19 protein-coding genes and 1 pseudogene are annotated in these 18,299 nt (G+C 68.9%); 12 read left to right on the top strand and 8 right to left on the bottom strand.

What is annotated here, in order from left to right; genetic code table 11:
• Positions 1-34 precede the first annotated feature (34 nt).
• From ACFU5V_RS12715 to ACFU5V_RS12690, 6 genes are all read left to right on the top strand, one after another.
• Positions 35-553, top strand: coding sequence for a toxin-antitoxin system HicB family antitoxin (locus ACFU5V_RS12715; RefSeq protein WP_378699532.1), 519 nt, complete (start codon positions 35-37; stop codon positions 551-553).
• 54 nt (positions 554-607) lie between these two features.
• Positions 608-1,486 (top strand): DUF4097 domain-containing protein, encoded by an 879-nt coding sequence (locus ACFU5V_RS12710; protein WP_378699530.1) that lies wholly within the window; start codon positions 608-610, stop codon positions 1,484-1,486.
• Positions 1,486-2,448, top strand: coding sequence for an ATP-binding cassette domain-containing protein (locus ACFU5V_RS12705; RefSeq protein ID WP_378438141.1), 963 nt, complete (start codon positions 1,486-1,488; stop codon positions 2,446-2,448). The genes ACFU5V_RS12710 and ACFU5V_RS12705 overlap by 1 nt, the downstream gene beginning before the upstream one ends.
• Positions 2,445-3,233, top strand: a complete 789-nt coding sequence (locus ACFU5V_RS12700; protein WP_378699527.1) for an ABC transporter permease — start codon at positions 2,445-2,447, stop codon at positions 3,231-3,233. The genes ACFU5V_RS12705 and ACFU5V_RS12700 overlap by 4 nt, the downstream gene beginning before the upstream one ends.
• 126 nt (positions 3,234-3,359) lie before the next feature.
• A complete protein-coding gene (locus ACFU5V_RS12695; protein ID WP_072943487.1) occupies positions 3,360-3,746 on the top strand; it encodes a hypothetical protein in 387 nt (128 codons plus the stop codon).
• A 184-nt stretch (positions 3,747-3,930) separates the two neighbouring features.
• Complete coding sequence (locus tag ACFU5V_RS12690; RefSeq protein ID WP_378699525.1) at positions 3,931-4,425, top strand: DoxX family protein; 495 nt, start codon at positions 3,931-3,933, stop codon at positions 4,423-4,425.
• 133 nt (positions 4,426-4,558) lie between these two features.
• Here ACFU5V_RS12690 and ACFU5V_RS12685 read toward each other — a convergent pair whose 3' ends face one another.
• From ACFU5V_RS12685 to ACFU5V_RS12675, 3 genes are all read right to left on the bottom strand, one after another.
• Positions 4,559-4,876 carry a chorismate mutase gene (locus tag ACFU5V_RS12685; protein WP_378438134.1) on the bottom strand — a complete coding sequence of 106 codons (318 nt, stop codon included), beginning with the start codon at positions 4,874-4,876 and terminating at the stop codon, positions 4,559-4,561.
• Between the two features lie 132 nt (positions 4,877-5,008).
• Positions 5,009-6,409: a phenylacetate--CoA ligase family protein gene (locus ACFU5V_RS12680; protein WP_378699523.1), complete on the bottom strand. Its 1,401-nt coding sequence runs from the start codon at positions 6,407-6,409 to the stop codon at positions 5,009-5,011.
• Positions 6,410-6,489: 80 nt separating this feature from the next.
• Entirely contained in the window at positions 6,490-7,203 is a 714-nt protein-coding gene (locus ACFU5V_RS12675; RefSeq protein WP_378699521.1) for a hypothetical protein, read from the bottom strand.
• A 140-nt stretch (positions 7,204-7,343) separates the two neighbouring features.
• On the opposite strand from ACFU5V_RS12675, the gene ACFU5V_RS12670 reads away from it, so the two are divergent.
• The gene (locus ACFU5V_RS12670) at positions 7,344-7,949 is read left to right on the top strand and encodes a hypothetical protein (protein WP_378699519.1); all 606 of its coding nucleotides are present in this window, start codon (positions 7,344-7,346) and stop codon (positions 7,947-7,949) included.
• Between the two features lie 81 nt (positions 7,950-8,030).
• On the opposite strand, the gene ACFU5V_RS12665 is transcribed toward ACFU5V_RS12670, so the two are convergent.
• The 4 genes and pseudogenes from ACFU5V_RS12665 to ACFU5V_RS12650 form a co-directional block, all read right to left on the bottom strand.
• Positions 8,031-9,134, bottom strand: coding sequence for an ABC transporter ATP-binding protein (locus ACFU5V_RS12665; RefSeq protein WP_378699517.1), 1,104 nt, complete (start codon positions 9,132-9,134; stop codon positions 8,031-8,033).
• A gap of 26 nt (positions 9,135-9,160) precedes the next feature.
• Positions 9,161-10,827, bottom strand: a pseudogene (locus ACFU5V_RS12660) (ABC transporter permease).
• A complete protein-coding gene (locus ACFU5V_RS12655; protein ID WP_378699515.1) occupies positions 10,811-11,842 on the bottom strand; it encodes an ABC transporter substrate-binding protein in 1,032 nt (343 codons plus the stop codon). Before ACFU5V_RS12655 ends, ACFU5V_RS12660 begins: the two are co-directional and overlap by 17 nt.
• 529 nt (positions 11,843-12,371) lie before the next feature.
• Positions 12,372-12,686 (bottom strand): MurR/RpiR family transcriptional regulator, encoded by a 315-nt coding sequence (locus ACFU5V_RS12650; protein ID WP_378699513.1) that lies wholly within the window; start codon positions 12,684-12,686, stop codon positions 12,372-12,374.
• A 425-nt stretch (positions 12,687-13,111) separates the two neighbouring features.
• Between ACFU5V_RS12650 and ACFU5V_RS12645 the strand changes: the two genes are divergently transcribed.
• From ACFU5V_RS12645 to ACFU5V_RS12635, 3 genes are all read left to right on the top strand, one after another.
• Positions 13,112-13,819 (top strand): transglycosylase family protein, encoded by a 708-nt coding sequence (locus ACFU5V_RS12645; RefSeq protein WP_378699511.1) that lies wholly within the window; start codon positions 13,112-13,114, stop codon positions 13,817-13,819.
• Between the two features lie 67 nt (positions 13,820-13,886).
• Positions 13,887-14,174 carry a hypothetical protein gene (locus tag ACFU5V_RS12640; protein WP_378699509.1) on the top strand — a complete coding sequence of 96 codons (288 nt, stop codon included), beginning with the start codon at positions 13,887-13,889 and terminating at the stop codon, positions 14,172-14,174.
• Positions 14,175-14,345: 171 nt separating this feature from the next.
• The gene (locus ACFU5V_RS12635; protein ID WP_378699507.1) at positions 14,346-15,140 is read left to right on the top strand and encodes an HpcH/HpaI aldolase/citrate lyase family protein; all 795 of its coding nucleotides are present in this window, start codon (positions 14,346-14,348) and stop codon (positions 15,138-15,140) included.
• Positions 15,141-15,397: 257 nt separating this feature from the next.
• Here the strand turns inward: ACFU5V_RS12635 and bla are convergent, their stop codons facing one another.
• On the bottom strand, positions 15,398-16,351 hold the full coding sequence (gene bla, locus ACFU5V_RS12630) for a class A beta-lactamase (RefSeq protein WP_378699505.1): 954 nt from the start codon (positions 16,349-16,351) through the stop codon (positions 15,398-15,400).
• Between the two features lie 147 nt (positions 16,352-16,498).
• Here bla and ACFU5V_RS12625 point away from each other — a divergent pair, with 147 nt between their 5' ends.
• Both ACFU5V_RS12625 and ACFU5V_RS12620 read left to right on the top strand, forming a co-directional pair.
• Positions 16,499-17,392: a LysR family transcriptional regulator gene (locus ACFU5V_RS12625; RefSeq protein ID WP_378699502.1), complete on the top strand. Its 894-nt coding sequence runs from the start codon at positions 16,499-16,501 to the stop codon at positions 17,390-17,392.
• A complete protein-coding gene (locus tag ACFU5V_RS12620) occupies positions 17,389-18,294 on the top strand; it encodes a serine hydrolase (protein ID WP_378699500.1) in 906 nt (301 codons plus the stop codon). Before ACFU5V_RS12625 ends, ACFU5V_RS12620 begins: the two co-directional genes overlap by 4 nt.
• Positions 18,295-18,299: the final 5 nt, after the last annotated feature.

Below are 18,299 nucleotides of genomic sequence, written 5' to 3'. Positions count from 1 at the left end.
TGCCATGGCACCACCATGGTGCCATGATGGCACCATGGATCTCACGCCCTATGTCGCGTCCCTCCGCCACGAACTGGCCGTAGCCGCCGAGGCCGGGGGAGAGGACGCCCGCGCCCTCGCCGAGCGACTCACCGCACCACTGGAGTCCGGAGTCCGGCTCGCGCTACTCGACGCGCTGTCGGCGGCCGCCAGTGAAATCACCCGCGACCTCGCACCAGGCTCGGTGGATCTTCGCCTCCGCGGACGTGAGCCCACGTTCGTCGTCACTCCCGCGCCCGTCGAGCAGTCGTTCGAGGAGCCGGCCGCAGCCGGTCCGGACGTGACGCCGCCGCGTATCGCGGAAGTGGAAGACGGCGCCATGACCCGGATCAATCTTCGTCTCTCACAAGACCTCAAGGACCGCGTCGAGGAGGCCGCTCGGGAGGCCGGACTGTCCGTGAATGCCTGGCTCGTCCGGTCCGCGGCCGCGGGGTTGGAGTCCGACGGCGGCAGTGGTCGTTCCGAACGGCGCGCCCCACGCGGCAACGACCGTTTCACGGGCTGGGTGCGCTGACCGGCCCTGCCCGCCCGTCCATTCATTCGCCCCAGCACATTCGGGAGGACAACCATGCCCACCTTCAGCACCCCGGCGCCGATCTCGGCCACCGTCGAACTCGTTGTCGGCGACGCACGAATCACGGCGAGCGACCGCGACGACACGGTCGTGGACGTGCGCCCCGGCGACAGCTCGCGGGAATCGGACGTTCGCGCCGCCGAGCAGACCCGCGTCGAGTACTCCGCGGGAAGACTGCTGGTCAAGGCGCCGAAACAGCGCGGACTCGGCCTGTTCGGCAAGGCCGGCTCCGTCGACGTCACCATCGCGTTGCCGAGCGGCTCCGAGTTCGACGGCGAGGCGTCGGTGGCGACGTTCCGCGGCACCGGCCGGCTCGGAGCGTGCCGGGTCACGACGTCGGCGGGCGACGTCCAACTCGGCGACACGGGCCCGCTGGACGCGCACACCGGGGCCGGCACCGTCACCGTGGACCACGTCGCGGGCGATGCGGACCTGAGCACGGGGTCGGGCAAACTCCGCGTCGGAGAGATCGACGGCAGCGCCGTGATCAAGAACTCCAACGGAGACAACCGGATCGGCGTGATCGGCGGCGGGCTGCGGGTGAAGACGGCGAACGGGGACATCTCCGTCGACGACGCCCGCGCCGACGTCGCCGCCGCAACCGCCAACGGCGACATCCGCATCGGGCGGGTGACGCAGGGTGCGGTGTCGCTCGAGACCGGCCACGGCCGAATCGAGATCGGCATCCGCCCGGGGACCGCCGCCCGGCTCGACGCGCACACGTCCTTCGGGAAGGTCCAGAACGACCTGGACTCCGTCGACCGACCCGCATCGACGGATGACACGGTCGAGGTGCGCGCCCGTACCGGATTCGGCGACATCGTGATTCGCCGCCCCGATTCCCTCGAGTCGACCAGTCGAAAGGCAGAGTGATGACAGCATCGATCACCACCCGGTCCGCAATCACCACCACCGGGTTGCGAAAGTCCTACGGCGACAAAGTCGTCCTCGACGGTATCGACCTCGACATCGGCGAGGGAACGATCTTCTCGCTCCTCGGGCCCAACGGCGCAGGCAAGACCACGATGGTGCAGATTCTGTCCACCCTCATCGCTCCCGACGGCGGCGACGTGAGGATCGCGGGTCACGATCTCGCCCGTGAGCCCGACGCGGTTCGGTCCACCATCGGTGTGACCGGCCAGTTCTCCGCGGTGGACAACCTGCTCACGGGTCGCGAGAACCTGATGCTGATGGCCGATCTGCACCACCTGCGCCGCGACGCGGGCCGCGCCCGGGCCACGGAACTGCTGGCCCGGTTCGATCTCGTCGAGGCGGGAGCGAAGCCGGCCGGGAGTTATTCCGGTGGCATGCGCCGCCGGCTCGACCTGGCGATGACCCTCGTCGGCGATCCCCGGATCATCTTCCTCGACGAGCCGACCACCGGTCTCGATCCGCGCAGCCGCCGCGCCATGTGGCAGATCATCCGCGAACTCGTCGCCGACGGCGTCACGATCTTCCTCACCACCCAGTACCTGGAGGAAGCAGATCGGCTCGCCGACCGGATCGCACTTCTCGACGGCGGCAGGCTGGTTGCGGAGGGAACCCCCGAACAGCTGAAGCGGCTCGTTCCGGGCGGCCACATCACCCTGGCGTTGCCCGGGGTGCGCGAACTCGACGCCGCATCCCGACTGCTCGGCGACGCGACCCGGAACGAGGAAGCGCTCACCCTGCAGGTTCCCGGCGACGGCAGCGTGCAATCGCTGCGTGTGCTGCTCGATCGGCTCGATCACGCGTCGATCGAGGTCGAGAACCTGACCGTCCACACACCCGATCTCGACGACGTCTTCCTCGCGCTCACCGAGCGCGCAGCAACAAGGAAAGAGAGCGTGCGATGACGACCATGGCTTACGCGCTGAGCGATTCGGCGACGATGCTGCGACGCAACCTCCGGCACATGATCCGGTACCCGTCGGTGACGGTGCTCCTCGTCGGGATGCCGATCATCCTCCTCCTGCTCTTCGTGTACGTGTTCGGTGGCACGCTGGGAGCGGGACTCGGCGATCCCGACGGCGGACGCGGCGCCTACATCGACTACGTGGCACCCGGAATTCTCCTGATGACCGTGGCCAGCGCCGCCCAGGGAACCGCGATCTCGGTTGCCACGGACATGACCGAGGGCATCATCGCCCGGTTCCGGACCATGGCCATCGCGCGGGTGTCCGTGCTGACCGGGCACGTCATCGGCAGCATGATCCAGACACTGATCAGCCTCGTGCTGGTCGTCGGTGTCGCCGTGCTCATCGGTTTCCGGCCCACCGCCGGGCTCGGCGCGTGGGTAGCGGCGACGGCCGTGCTCGGGATGTTCGCGTTCGCACTCACCTGGCTGTCCGTCGCGTTCGGGCTGGTGTCCAAGAGCGTCGAAACGGCGAGCAACCTCCCGATGGTGCTGATTCTGCTGCCATTCCTCGGCAGTGGGTTCGTCCCCACCGACTCGATGCCCGCCGGTCTCCGGTGGTTCGCCGAGTACCAGCCGTTCAGCCCCGTCATCGAGACCATCCGCGCACTGCTTCTCGGCGGCCCCGTCGGCAGCAGCGCAGTGCTCGCGGTCGGCTGGAGCGCCGGCATCGCGCTGTTCGGCTACCTCTGGGCGAAAAGGCTGTTCAACCGGCGCGTGAACTGACGGCTTCCCCCGTGCCGACGGGCGCTCACCGCGGTACCCTTCCGATGCCGCGGTTTCGCCACCGATGATGCAGCCGCAGGTTACAGTCGGAACCGGTTTTTCCTTCTTCAGCAGGGTGGGATCGCGATGAACTTGATCAAGAAATCGGCAGCATCGGTCCTCGTCGCAGCGACGGTGACACTCGGAGCGGGCACGGCACACGCCGACCCCGTCGTGCCGAACACGGGAACGCCGGCCCTGGCGATCCCCGGTCGGCACGAGGTGGACAAGCAGAAGGCCCTCGAGAACATGCTCAACGAACTCGGCGTCGGCTGGGCCAACGGGGGAGCGGCAGGCACTGCGATCGGTGCGCTCATCGGTCTCGGCGTCGGATGTGTCTCGATGTTCCCGGGCAGTCTCGCCGGCTGCATCATCGGCACGCCGATCGGCGCGATCACCGGTGCGATCGTCGGTATGGGACAGGGCAACCCCAAGGCGCAGCAGGCCATCCAGGAGTACATCAACACGCCGTGAGTCGTTGTCCGTCAACTCTGTTCGCGGAGTCGACGGATCACGGGCCGAATGCGACGGGTGAACGCCGCAACCTCAGCGTCTCGAATGTGATGCTGGCCACATCCGAGCCGGTTTTCCCACGTGGCCGCGCCGAATCGACCGGCGGGTTCAACGCTTAGGGCAGGCATGCCTTATCTTCTGCGATGTGACAAACAAGAGCATCTCACGCCTTCAGGGCGCCAGTGTCGACTATGCCATCGCGGCGTTCCGTGTGGTGATCGGCTTCCTCTTCTTCTGCCATGGAACCTCGACGTTGTTCGCGTGGCCGACCGCACCTCACAGCGGACACACCGCTGCGGTAGGTGCCTGGCCGAGCTGGTGGGGTGCCGTGATCCAACTCGTCTGCGGCGCCGCGTTGTTCCTCGGCCTCGGGACGCGAATCGCGGCGTTCCTCGCCTCGGGTTCGATGGCGTACGCCTACTTCTGGAGCCATCAGCCGGACGGGGTTCTCCCCATCCAGAACAACGGTGAACTCTCGGCCATCTTCTGCTGGGCCCTGTTCCTCATGATCTTCCTCGGCGGCGGTGCACTCTCGCTCGATCGCCTCATCGCTCGTGGTGGGCGCGCGGCGCAGGCCGACGACGGCGACACCGCCGGCGAATCGGGACCCACGGACGAGTTGCGGGAAGTGAACGCCTGAACAATGTCTCGTGAGCCCGGGCGATGACCGTCATCTCCCGGATCGCCTGGACAGGCGAACAGTGCCCAGCGTCGCGAAGACTGCTGGGCACTGCTCTCGCGATCGGTGTCGACCGAGGTAAGTGTCGGTACGGCTACCGTGTTCGGTACGTCGACGAAAAGGGTGGCCGCGCCAGCCGGAGCAATTCCAGCGCCAGCAGCGAACCCCGGGGGCCCAATTCGTCCTGATAGCGGCGGATCACGTCGGTCTCCCCACCGAGCGCGACCATCGGTGCACCGGACTCGACCCGGGTTCGGGCCGCGAGCTGCGCGAGAACGAGGCGGCGGTTGACCGCGTCCAGGATCTCCGCGTCGAGGCGGGCGATCTCGGCGTGAACGCGATTCAGATCCGTGCCGTCGGAGACTGCGCCTGTCGCATCGTCGGTGACTGCCCCGGAATCACTGTCCGTCATCGTTGCTCCTCGACTGGGTGACCGTGTACCACCATCGTCGGACGGGGCCGACCGCAGCGACAGACACCCTGGGGTGAGGATCGGCGACCCCCGTCCGGGCCGGCCGGATGACTGCCGCGAACCGATTGCGCGCTACCGCAGTGCGACGAACCGCTGCAGTTTCCCGCTCGCCTGATGACGCTGCAGATGGTCGACGACCTCGATCCGGACCTGCGGATCGGACAACCCCTGCCGGCGCAGCGCCGCGGCGACAGCCGATGTCAGCCGGGCGACGTCGGGGTCGCCGACCGCGAAGATCTCCGCACCGTCGACGGTCTGCCTGACCTGGTACTCGGAGACACGTGGATCTGCACCCAGGACGTAACGAAACGTGCTCGCGGGCACCGTCTTCGTCCCGTATCGGAAGTCGTCGTCGCGCCGCCCGCCGATGTCGGCGACACGCACGAACGCACTTCCGCACGGGCAGGTGCCGGGGAGCAACGTGACCTGATCGCCGAGGTCGTAACGGATGAAGGGAAACGTTCGGTTGGCCAGGCCGGTGGCGAGCGTTCGTGCCGCGGGTGCATCGGCGGCGACCGGGGCGCCACCGTCGTCGACGCGTTCGAGCACGACCTCGTCCTCGCACACGTGCAGACCCTCGCCGTGTCCGCAACCCACTGCCTGCACGCCGATCTCGGTCGACCCCCAGAGGTTGTGGATCGGCGCCGCCCAGGCCTCTTCGATGGCATGCCGATCCTCGTCCAGCAGTGGCTCGGAATTGGTGCTCACCCGGACGGGGCGGACTTGCAGAGCACCGGCCAGGGCGGCCCGGGCGAGCCGTCCGATCACCGACGCATAACCGACCAGATGTGTGGGGCGGGCCGCGGCGACCGCTGCGACGATGTCGTCGAACGGTGCGCCCGCCGGGATCACGGCGGTCCCCATCCCGGGTGCGGTCGGCACGTCGAACAGTGGGGTGCTCGCGTGCGGAGGGACACCGGCCGCGAGCACGGCGAGACGCGAGGGAGACCGCACCGGCGCCCGCTGTTCCTCCCTGGCCTGCACCCGCCAGGCCAGGCATGCGGCGGACACCGAGAAGTCCCAATCCCAGACGTAGACGCCTCGGACGCCACTCGACCCACCCGAGCTGAAGACCTGTTCGCCGCCCGGAGTGTACGAAAACCATTGCTGCTCGGCCAGAATCCGTTCGGCACGCTCGCGATCGAGGTCACGAGTGGTGACGATCGAGTCCCACTCGTCCTGCGCGTCCTGCTTGGTCATCATCGGCAGCGACGCCAGGTCGGCGACCGTGGCCGTCGACGGATCGAGGCCGCGCAGTCGCCGGGCGTGAAACGGCGACCGCTCACGGGCATGCGAGAGGAGGGCCCGCAGCCGTGCGGTCCGGTAGCGCTCGATCTGCTCTCGCGGCCAATCCAGGCGTCCGGTGTGGTCCTCGAGGGCCGCCTGAACCGCGTTCACCTGGCCGGCGCGCACACGTGCGTACGCCGTGTGCCCCACGTCGTCCGGACCTGCTCCGGGTATCGATCGGGACATGACGCCCTCCGCATCAGGATGGTCCGGCGCACCACCGCCGTCCGTGCGTTGTCGAGTCTTGCACAGCGAGGCGTCGGCCGTCAGGGTGTGTCGATCTTCCGCAGAAGACGCTTCAGCGTGCGGGCGTCCCGCCACCCGAACGACGTGCGGTCCGCAGCGTGGCGTCGGAGCAGATCGACGATGCGTGCGGGAACGGCGACCCGGTGCCGCACCGCACTGTCCACGACCTCGAGGACCGCGCGGTGGGGACGGTCGTCCTCGAGCGCGAAGCCCGCATCGTGCAGGGCGTCGGGAGGCAGTGCCGGCCGCAACGCCGAGACCACCTCGTACGCGAACGTGTGGAAATCTTCCCGGCCGGAGACGGTGCCGAAGGTGACCGTCGCGATCGACCCGAGAAGTTCGCTCTCGCGAGCCAGACGGGGGAGTTGCCGCTGCCAGTCGGGTGCGGAGGTGATACCCGCCCCGGCGATGACGCCGACCGCGCCGAGAGCGCGAACGTGTTCGAACCACCCGTGCGGAGGTGTCACGACCCCCTCGAAGAGAACGTCCGTGTCGTCCGCGATCACCAGTGTGCGCCCGTCGGCCGAGCGCAACGACAGCACGGCCGACGTCAGGTCGTCGACGCCGTCGAAGACGGGGCTGGGGTCGCGCCACCCGCGTCCAGCCAGGTTCTGCAACAACGTATGCCGTGTTCCGGGCTCGACGTCGTAGTCGAGCGCCACCATCGGTGTACCCCGTCGGTCCGCTGCGGGTGGGTGGTAGATGGCGACGGCGTCGACTGCTGTTTCCCCCATGGATCGTTACGATGCCACAGAAAAAGTCCGACTGAAAGGTTTTGTTAGCCCTGTCGGCGTGCCGCAGTATTCCTGCGTCCACTCGCGCGGCCGCGCCGATCGCGATTGCGGTGCGGCGACCTCTTTGAAAGCCTCGGACGATGGGAGGCTTCATCGGGCAGTACGCGGCCGCTGTCACCAGCCTGGCCTTCGTGGTCGCCGGCCTCGCAGTCCTCGCGGGTCGCCGGCGCGACGCGCCGTCCGTCACCTACGGCCTGCTCGTCGTCGCGGTCGGTCTCGGGTCGCTCGTCCAGCACGGACCCGGCCCGCCGTGGCAGGGATACGCGCACGACATCCCGATCGCGACGCTGCTCGCGTACATCGCCGTCGACGCCGCGTCCGATCGACTCGACCGCCGGCTGTCGCCGGGGTGGCTCGCTGTTCCGTTCCTGATGATTCCCACAGTGGCTGCCGGCCCGACGGCGTCGACGATCGTGCAGGCATTGCTGGCCGCGGCCGCAGTGGGACTCTGCCTCGAACGCGCCCGCGTCCGACCGGAGTTGCGGCGCACGACGGTCGTCGCGGCAGTGCTTGTCGCATTCGGGGCGCTGCTCGGCGCCGTGGGTGACCGGACGTCGATCTGCAGGCCGGGTGGTCTCCCGCCGGGCCACGCCTTGTGGCACGTGCTCGCCGCCGCCGGATTGTGGCGCCTCGCACCCACGATCGGGTCGTCCGCCGGTACGGCGGCGAGACGGCGCAGGCCGTGACGCCCGTTGCCCCCGAGACCGCGTGGAGACGACCACCGTGTCCCACGCTGTGGATCCGAGCGTCCGCATCGGGTCGTCTCCTCATCGCGCCGTGCCGGCGAGCGCCGCGGCGCCACGAGCGGGCACGTCGGCCCTCGTCCGGGCAGGGTAGAACAGGGCCCGGCGGATCGTCAGCCCGACGCGGTCGCCGACCGCCGGCCGGGTTCCGCGGACAGCGCACCGGAATTCCGCGCCGCGGCAGGACACGACGACATCGCTCGAGTCGCGCCCGAAGAGCGACGACGTCACGATCCCCTGGGTGGTGCCTCCGCTCTCCGTCGACGTCACCTCGATGTCGGACGGCAGCACTGCGAGGATCCCGTTCCCGGACGACGTGTCCGCCAAGCGATCCCGTACCACGTGCACCCCTCCGTCGGTGCTCGAGAAGCCGTGGTCCGATACGGTGCCGGGCACGAGGTTCGCGTCCGAGAGGAACTTCGCGACAAAGGCCGAGCGCGGTCGCTGCACGAGCTCCTCCGGTGTGCCGACCTGCTGAATCCGGCCGCCGTCGAGTACGACGACCCGGTCGGCGAGGGCGAGGGCCTCGGCGCGATCGTGCGTGACGTGCACGACCGTCAGGTTCTGCGCGCGGGTCAGGGTGCGCAGCTCCAGACGCAACCGATCGCGCAGCGGTTCGTCCAGAGCGGACAGCGCCTCGTCGAGCAGCAGCGCGCGGGGCTGTGCCACGAGAGCCCGGGCGAGCGCGACACGCTGACGCTGCCCACCGGACAGCGTCGCCGGATCACGCTTCGCCAACCCGGGCAGCCCCACCAGGTCGAGCACGTCGGCGACCCGCTCGGCGCGCCGGGCTCGCGGCACCTTGGCGACCTCGAGGGGATACGCGACGTTGCGCCCGACGCTGCGGTGCGGCCAGATGGCGTGCTGCTGGAACACCATTCCCAGTCCGCGCTTGTCGGGCGGCACGGCGCGAGTGCCGTCGGCGACGACCTCGTCGCCCAGCCGCACGAGCCCCGCGGTGGGGGCGAGAAACCCGGCGACCGTGCGGAGCAGGGTGGTCTTTCCCGAACCCGACGGGCCGACGAGTGCGACGAACTCACCGTCGTGGACGTCCAGGTCGATACCGGACAGTCCCGCGGTGCCGTCGGGGTAGCGGAGGTCGACACCGGTGAGGGTGATCGCGGACATGACGAGGATTCCGATCTGTGGAGTGGTCAGCGCCCGGCGCGGGTGCCCGCGAACAGGCCGAGACCGGCGATGCCGACGAGCGTGACGAGCAGGGACAGCGCGGACGCGGCGTTGTAGTCGCCGGCCTGCTGCAGGTTGAAGATGGAGACCCCGAGAGTCTGGGTGCCGGGTGCCACCAGCAGCACCGACATGGTCAGCTCGCGGACCGCGGTCAACGCCACCAGCACACCGCCGGTCGCCGCGGCGGGCACCGTCATCGCCACCGGCACATCCCGCAGCGTCCGCAGGCGGGACGCGCCGGATGCGCGTGCCGCCTCCTCCAGCGACGTGGGGGTGGTGGACAGCGGCGCACGCACCGCCTGCACGACGATCGCCAGGAACGCGGTGACGTAGGCGCACAGGATCACCCAACGGGAGTCGAACAGACCCGTGTAGCGGCCGACGATCAGCCAGCCCACCGCGATGACCAGTCCGGGCACGGCCTGCGGCAGCATGGCGAGCAGATCGAGGCTCGTGTTGTCCCGCGACCGGGTGCGGGTGGTGAGCACACCGATCACCAGGCCCGCGACAGCGCACACCACTCCCGCGCCGACGGCGAGGAGGAGCGAGTTCTGCACGCCCTTTACGGTGCCCGGTGCGGTCACGGCAGCCACGATGCTCTCGAGGGTCAGGTTGTCCCAGGTCAGCGGCACGCCCGGGGCGGGGAGCAGCGCCTGGGAGGCGAGCGCGAGGATCGGCAGCCCCGTCAGCGCGAGACCGACGGTCCAGGCGAGTGCACCGGTCACAATGCGGGCACTGCCGAGCAGCAACGGTTGAGGTGCGGTGACCGGACCGTCGAGTTGCCTGCTGCGCCGCGACAGTCGCCGATCGACGAACACCGCGAGGACCGCGAGCAGCAGCAGCACGATCCCGATGGTGGAGACCACCTCGAGCGGCCGGTCCACCGTGCCGGACTGGATGTAGCGGTACACCATCGTCGACAACGTCACGTATCGCTCCGCAGCCCGATCAGGGCGGGAATCCCGAAGTCGGCCAGGTTCGACACCGCGGTGAGGGTGAACGCCGCGAGCAGGGCGGGACGCAACAGCGGCAGCGTCACGGTGCGCATCGCGCGCCACGGGGAGGCACCGCCGATCCGGGCGATCTGCTCGAGGTCGCCCGGCACCTTCCGCAGCGCCGCCGCGATGATCAGATACGCCAGCGGGTACGCGTGCACCGTCAGTAGGAAGACGACGCCGTCACCGCCGTAGATGTTCCACAGCGAACCACCGAACCGTTCCGCCCAGAACCGATTCACCAGGCCGCTCGGACCGAGCAGTCCGGTCCACGCGATGGCCCCGACGAACGGAGGGATCAGCAACGGCGACAACAGGATCAGTCGCAGAATGCCGCGGCCGGGCAGATCGGTGCGGTCGAGCAGCAACGCCATCGCGGTTGCGAGGATCACCGCGAACCCCGCCGACAGGCCGGCCGAGACCACGCTGTGGGTCGCGGCGCCGGCGATGTCGTCGTCGATCAGTTGCGCAATGTGGTTGCCGCCGAGCCCGAGTGACACGACCGTGGCGAGCGGCGCGACGATCACGGCGGCGACGAACAGCCACAGCGCCACCCGCACGGCCACGACGGGATCGAACCGCCGCCCGGGCAGGACCCGGGCAGCGGGAAAGGAAGCCGACCTAACCGACGAGACCATTGAACTTCCGGACCGCGTCGTCCTGGATCCTCGTGATCTCCTGCAGATCCGGCGTGAGCAACGCCAGATCGGACAGTGCCGGCGCCCCGTCCGGGGTGCCGACGTCGCCGCGCACCGGCAGGTACTGCTGCTTCACGGCGAGTTCCTGACCCTGCTTGCTCACGAGGAAGTCGACGAATGCGCGCGCCGCCTCGGTGTCGTCCGAATCAGTGAAGATTCCGGCCGGCTGCGAGATGTACGGAATACCGTCCTCGGGATAGGCCAGCGCGATCGGAGATCCCTTGGCCGCCAGTTCCCGCACCAGGTAGTCGACGACGATGCCCACCGGCTGCGTTCCGGCCGCGACTGCCTGCCCGACCGGGCCGTTGCTCTCGGCGACCACCGGGTCGTTGGCGGCCAGGGCCTCGAGCCAGCTCTCACCGAGCTCCGGCGTGCTCAGCCACACCGCGGTGTTGAACGCGGCGGCGCCGGACACGTCGGGATTCGGCAGTGTGATCTGGCCGCGGTACTTCGGGTCGGCCAGGTCCTTCCATGCGGTGGGAGGTGCGTCGACTGCCGTGGTGTTGTAGGCGATCACCGTCGGGATGATGCGGGTGCCGACGTAGAAGCCGTCCGGATCGACGACGTCCGGATTCAGTGCGTTCACGTCGGCGGGGGTGTACTGCTGCAGCAGACCCGCGGTCTTGTAGCCCTCGAAGGTCGGGGCGTCGGCCGCGAGCAGAACGTCGGCGCCGATCGTGCCGGTGGTGCGTTCGGCCTCGATGCGGGCGGTCAGGTCGCCGGTGCCCGCGCGGAAGACCTCGACGTCGATGCCCGTCTCCGCGGTGAATGCGGCGACGAGCGCGTCGATCTTGGCCTGCGGTTCGGAGGTGTAGACCGTCAGGGTTCCGGAGCCGCTGTCGGCGTTGCCGGTCGGTTCGGCGTCGGGTGCGGCGGGCTCGGAGCATGCGGCGAGGGTGAGCACGGCGACCGTGCCGAGCGCGGCGGCCGACACGAGGCGGGACAGGGATTTCACGAATTCTCCTGGTCGAAGAGGGGGAGGGGATGAGGGAATTGGCAGCGCTCCTACTCCGTACCGCGAGCAGCGGACCGTCGAGTACACCGGGGCGTCGAACCCGCCGCGGTGTCGAGCCCGATCACCCGGAAGCCGTGCACGTGCGTGACCGGGTGACGTCCGAAAACGTTGCGAAATCCAATGGCTCGTCGTGATTGACCTTGCCGGACAACGCTATCGACTCCTCGACCCATCCCTCGTCACTCAACGTTCCCTCTGTTCCGGAACGGCGTTCCGTCGGTGACATCGTGTGGGGCGGGACTGAACGGGTGGGGCCGCGAATCGAAACAACCGGCGGCGGGAACGCTAACAGTCGTGCATGTTCCGGGTGCCGCGCCCGTTCGTATGAGCCGGCTCGGGAAGCGAGTCACTGAGGGCGTCCGCGACGACGTCACGCGCCCCGGGGTCGGCCGACTGATGCTCGGAATGGCCGAGTACCGCGCGTTACAGGGCATACAGGATCGTGCAGGCTGATCCGCGCCGAGAACTGCTACCCCGCGGCCGCGAACGCCGTGTCCAGCGGGGTGGCCGCAGCGCCCTCGGGATCCGTTGTCACACAGTCTAATTCGGGACGAATATGCTGGAATCCCCGGAAACCCAGTCGCTGGCACGCCCGCACCACCGTCGCCGGGGACGTATCCGACGCTGCCGCCAGTTCCGCCGTCGACAACTCCACCACCGCCGCGGGCTCGGCGGGCACGGCCCGCGCGACGCGCTGCTCGCCGGGGCCCCGAATGGCCAGGCCGGCGCGCAACCGCGCCCGGGTGGCGCTCGAGCGCCACGGATCGGCTGAGGAATGCGACATGTCGGCACTGTCCTGTTCGTCCCCCGCGTCGGCAGGCTCCGGCGGTGTCGGGATCGTCAGGGGAATCACTCCACCGCCGCCGTCGACGGTCGGGAGTATCCGTTCATGGCACCGTCATCCAGCATTCGCACGCGCGTTCATCAGATGTCGGAATTGTCACGACATGGCTTCGGAACGGTATCGAAACCTCAGAACAGCACAAATTTCACTCGCGTTTCTAAATAGTCGAACATCCGTACCTTGTTCATACCGTGTGAATTTCGGGAGGAGGCCACGTTCGGGGGCCCGCCGCTGCAGATCTGCCGACGCGGGTTCGTGATCCCGACACCTTCGAGGCGCGGGGCGAGGCACCGAAAGGACGGCCGGCAATCGACGTGAAGTCGCCGGCACGCCGCGTCCGCTTGCGCGGAGAGGATTGAGCCAGCATGACCACTCGCAACATGGAAAAACGCACCTTCGGCTGGATCGCACTGATCGGCGCGGCGGCCACCATCCTATTGGGGCTGGGCGCGGGAACCGCGTTCGGCGCGCCGCACGACTGGGAGGAAGTCGCGGAGTGCGAAAGCGGCGGAGACTGGACCACCGACACCGGAAACGGGTTCTACGGTGGTCTGCAGTTCACACCGGAAACCTGGAAATCCCACGGCGGAACAGGAGTGGCCTCGGAAGCCAGTAAGGCCGAACAGATCCGGGTCGCCGAAAACGTCCTGAAAACGCAAGGCCCCGGCGCGTGGCCGGTGTGCGGTCAGTATCTGAAGAAGGGTGGCACAGCGCCCGTCGAGGTACCCCCCGTCACCAAGGCGCCCGCACCGGCCATCGAGACCCCCGACCCCGTCGAGGCTCCGGATGTCGTGGAGGCTCCGGACGCAGTCGAGACGCCCGATGCCGTCGAGACGCCGGACGCAGTCGAGACCCCTGATGTCGTCGAGACGCCTGATGTCGTGGAGACGCCCGATCTCGCGGAGACTCCAGACGCAGTCGAGACGCCCGCGCCGGTCGAAGTACCTGCGACAGCCGAGGATCCCGTGACGGTGAAGGCGGCCGCCCAGGAAGCCTTGGACAGCGCCCGCGCGCTCGCCGCGCAGAACGGATCGAGTGAGGTGTTCGAGGAGAGGGCAGCGGCACCGCGGTAACGTCCGACGCTTCTTGTGCGAACTAACCACACAGAACTGTCGTGTCGTCGACTACGAAGGAGCTCTCGTGCAGAAGAAGTCAGCCCGGCGTGCCGCAGCATTGGCCGGGATCCTGTCCGCACCCCTCGTCCTCGGCGCCACCGTCGGTGCCGGTGCCGCGAGTGCCGAACCGTGGCACGTCGGACCCGTCTACCGTGCCGAGACGTCGGGCGAAGGTGCGGAGTACTTCTGTGGGAAGGCAGCGGCGCTCGAACAGACGTCCGGGGTCGTGATCGTGCCGTGCACGTTCGACTCGGCCACCGCCGTCTGGTACCGCGTCGTTTTCAACCCGGCCAACTGGGGCTTCGACTTCTGAGGTTGTCCGCGCCGGTCGGCGCCGCACCTGACGAAGTGGTGCCCGGACCCGTTCGCCGCACTCCGCTTCGTCGAGTGTGTGGCCTCCCGGCGGATCGCAGACTCCTCGGTATGGCCGAGGAAAGAACAGCATGAGTGTCGAGCAGCCCAGCACAGCGAGATCGACCTCGCGATGTCGCGAAGTTGGCTTCTGGTTCCTGCGATCGGCAGCGAGGTTCTCGCCGCGGCGGCGGCCTCCGGCGCCGATGCGCTGATCCTCGACCTCGAGGACGGTTTGCCGTTCGCCGCGAAGGGCGAGTGTCGTGCCGTCGCGGCCGCGTGGCTGGAACGGAACCCGGGCTGGGTGCGGATCAACGACGCAACCACCCCACACTGGCAGCGCGACCTCGACGCGATCCGTGGCCTGCCCGGGCTGCGAGGGCTGATGTTGTCGAAAACCGAAGCACCCGGTCAGGTCCGGGACACCGCCGCGGAACTTCCCGGCGTCCCGGTGGTCGCCCTCATCGAATCGGCGGAGGCCGTCGTCGCCGTGAACGACATCGCTCGCACCGCTCCCGTCGCCCGACTCGCGTTCGGGATCGGGGACTACTGCCGCGACACCGGCGCCGGACGAACCCCGATGGCGTTGGCGTACGCCCGGTCCCGGCTCGTCAACGCCAGCCGGGCAGCCCGGATCGCGGCTCCGATCGACGGGCCGACGCTGGCGCGGAGCGCCGAGATCGTCCGGGACGACACCCGACTTGCCCGCGAGATGGGGATGACCGGAAGACTGACGCTCGTGAACGAGCAGGTACCCGTGATCAACACCGCGTTGGCACCCGACTCGGACGACATCTCCTGGGCCGAGTCGACGATCGAGCGACTCGGTCCGGACGGTAGCCATGTCACGCACGGCGGGAATCCGCCGCAACTCGCCCGTGCCCACGACATCCTCCGTCGCGCGGACCATTTCGCGACGCGGGCCTAGGTTTCGGGTCCGAACGGGTTCTGAACGAGTGCGGTGGTCTGAGTATTCGTGGCGGTATCCGCGTTCGAGGTCGTCGGGCGCCGAGTGCGAACACCGATTCATGCGCAGAAAGCGGAACTCAGGTCCTGCCGGGGATCTCGTGAGGACCACCTCCACCCGCAGGTGAGTGGCACGGTGTGCGTCAGTACACCGTGCCACTCACCTGCGGATGGCACACTGCGGGGGGCTCCGACTGCTTCCGGCTCGTCGCGGACAGCTCACGGCGCAGTCACACCCGCGATGACGGCGGCGGTGGTGTCGGCGATCGCCTGGTTGTTTCCCTGCGCGTCTTCCTCATTCGTGAGGCTGTCGGTGAGGACGGCGAGAACGATGGGGGAGCCGTCCGGACTCCAGACAACGCCGGCGTCGTTGGCGGTTCCGTACCCGCCGCCACCGGTCTTGTCGGCGGCAGTCCATCCGGGCGGCAGACCGGCACGCATTCGTTTGTCCGAAGTCTTGCTCGCCCGCATCCAATCGAGAAGCTGATCGCGGCTCGCCTCGTCGAGACCGTCGTCGAGGAGCAGAGCCCGGAGACCCCGGGCGAGGCCGGTCGGTGTCGTCGTGTCCCGGGGATCGCCGCGGAATGCGGTGTTGAGTTCGGTCTCCCACCGGTCCAGTCGCGTGCTCTCGTCGCCGATGTCGCGGGCGAGTGCGGTGATCGCCTGCGGCCCGCCGATCTCGCGGAGCAGATAGTTTCCGGCGGTGTTGTCGCTCTGCGTCAGCGCCGCTTCGGCGATCTGCCCCAACGTCATCGGGGTGCCCGCGGCGGCGGCGGTGACCGGCGAGTTCTCGACGAGATCGCCGGGTTCGATCACCACCGTCTCGTCGAGGGACGTCGAGCCATCCTCGATCTTGCGCAGGACGGCGGCGGACGCGTACGCCTTGAACGTCGAGCACATGGCGAACCGTTCGTCGCCGCGGTGGCTGTAGACCGCGCCGGTCGCGGGATCGACGGCCGTCACCCCGATCCGTGTGGAGTATTTCGCTTCCAGCGCCTCGATTTTCGCGTCGAGGGACTGCCGATCCGGCGCCGCCGCCTCCGAGGTCGCTGGCCGGGTTTGCTCGGCGGTGGCCGTGCACGCCCCGACCAGCAGCGGCAGAGCCAGTGCGAGGGCAACGGCGCCACGACGACCGGTGCGTTTGGGCTTCGGGTGATGTCGATGTCTGGGCATGAACCCAATGTGGGGTGCCTCTGCCCATAGCGCAAAGACGAATATGGCGTCGTGGCGGGTCGGGTGTGCTATCACCGCAGTTCAGGGGAAGGTTTTGTGCGCCCGAAGCGACGGTGTCGCCCGAACCGGGCGGGCGGAACTGGTTCAATGGTCGCCATGGATCTGCTACGCCATCTGAGTTTCTTTGTCGCCGTTGCGGAAGAGGGACACTTCGGCAACGCCGCGTCACGACTCGGCATGACGCAGCCGCCACTGTCGCAGGGGGTGCGGCGGCTGGAACAGAGACTCGGCACGGAGTTGATTCAGCGCAGTGCCCGTGGCATCGGACTCACCGAGGCCGGGCGCCAATTGCTCCCGCGTGCGCGGCTTCTCGTGGACGACGCGACTCGATTCGAGGACGAGGCGCACCGCATCGCGGGTGGCCGCGACGCCGTGGTGCGATGGGGTGTCCCGCACTCGGTGGCCGACGGCGTGGTGGTGCGGTGTGTCCGTGCGCTGCGCGACACCGACGCCACGCACCCCACCCGGGTGGAGACGACTACGGCGTCGACCACCGAGCTCGTGGACGCAGTCCGCGTAGGCAGTCTCGACGTCGCCGTGGTCGAGCACCCGGCCCTGCTGACGGGGCTCGACAGCGGACCGGTGATCACACTCCGGCGGTGGGTGGTGGTCCCGGACGACCACCCGGTGGCAGCCGCGAAGAAGGCACAGGTCCGGATGCTGCGCGGGCTGACGCTGGCCACCGGTCCGCGCTCGGACAATCCGCCGGCCCACGACCTGTTCGTCGACCTGTGGCGGGTCCGGGGTCTGGACCCGGACATCGTGATCGCTTCGGGACAGCGGGAACTCCTCACGCGGGTGTCCGCCGGCGGGCACTTCGGCGTGACGGCGTCGCCGCCCGCGGTGATGCCCAGTGTGGCCTGGGTCGATCTGCTGCGCGACGATCTCTCGCTGCGCGTGCGCATCGTCTGGCGCTCCGGCGCAGACGCTGCATCGTCTGCCGCCGCTCTCGACCGGGTGCTGATCAGGGCCGATCGATGACCTCGGCGGAGAAGCGGATCCGTGACGTCTTCGCCGACGCCGGATGCACCGGATGGTTGCACGCCCGCCGCGTCGGAACCCCGGTCGGCGAGGCCGGCGACATCGCGGTCGGCGCGGACGACCTCGTCGTGCTCGCGTCCGTCTACAAACTTCCGCTACTCGTAGCCCTGTGCCGCGCTTTCGAATCCGGGGAGCTGTCGCCGACCGCGACCGTCCGGGTCAATCCTGCCGACTGCACTCCGGGGCCGACCGGGGTGTCGACGTTCCGCGACCCGGTGGTGCTGAGTTGGCGGGACCTGGCGCTGTCGATGATGACCGTGTCCGACAACGCGGCCGCGGACCTGGTTCTCGGGCAGGTGGGGCTGAAGAGCGTCGAGCGGGCACTGTCGGACGTGGGCCTGACGAGCACCCGGATCATCGGCGGCACGGCCGACGCGCACCGCAGCCTGGTCATCGACGCCCACGCGCACACCACCGCCGAAGCATTCGCCGCGCTGGCCGACAACGACGAGGCGTGGACGGTGTCCGCCTACGACCCGTCGTACGCGAGCGCGACGACCCCGCGGGAGATGACGTCGCTTCTCGACGCGATCTGGACCGGGCGGGCGGTGCCCGGGGCGCAGGGCGAGTTCGTCCGGCACGTGATGTCCGCGCAGATCTGGCAGCACCGCATCCGTTCCGGATTTCCGCATTCCGGGGTGGACGTGGCCGGGAAGACCGGCACCATCGGCGCCATCCGCAACGAGGTGGCCGTCGTGACGTTTCCCGGTGAGGTTCCCGTGGCCGTCGCCGTCTTCACCCGTGCCGCCCGAGCAGACCCCGTGCTGCCGGTCGTGGATGCGGCGATCGGGCACGCCGCCCGGATCGCGGTGACCGAACTCCGCTCCGGCCGCGTCGACTGATCGGT

Source organism: Rhodococcus sp. NPDC057529 (assembly GCF_042802055.1).
Classification (GTDB): domain Bacteria; phylum Actinomycetota; class Actinomycetes; order Mycobacteriales; family Mycobacteriaceae; genus Rhodococcus_F.
The sequence above is the reverse complement of the archived record's forward strand: the minus strand, read 5'-3'. Positions and strand labels throughout refer to the sequence as shown.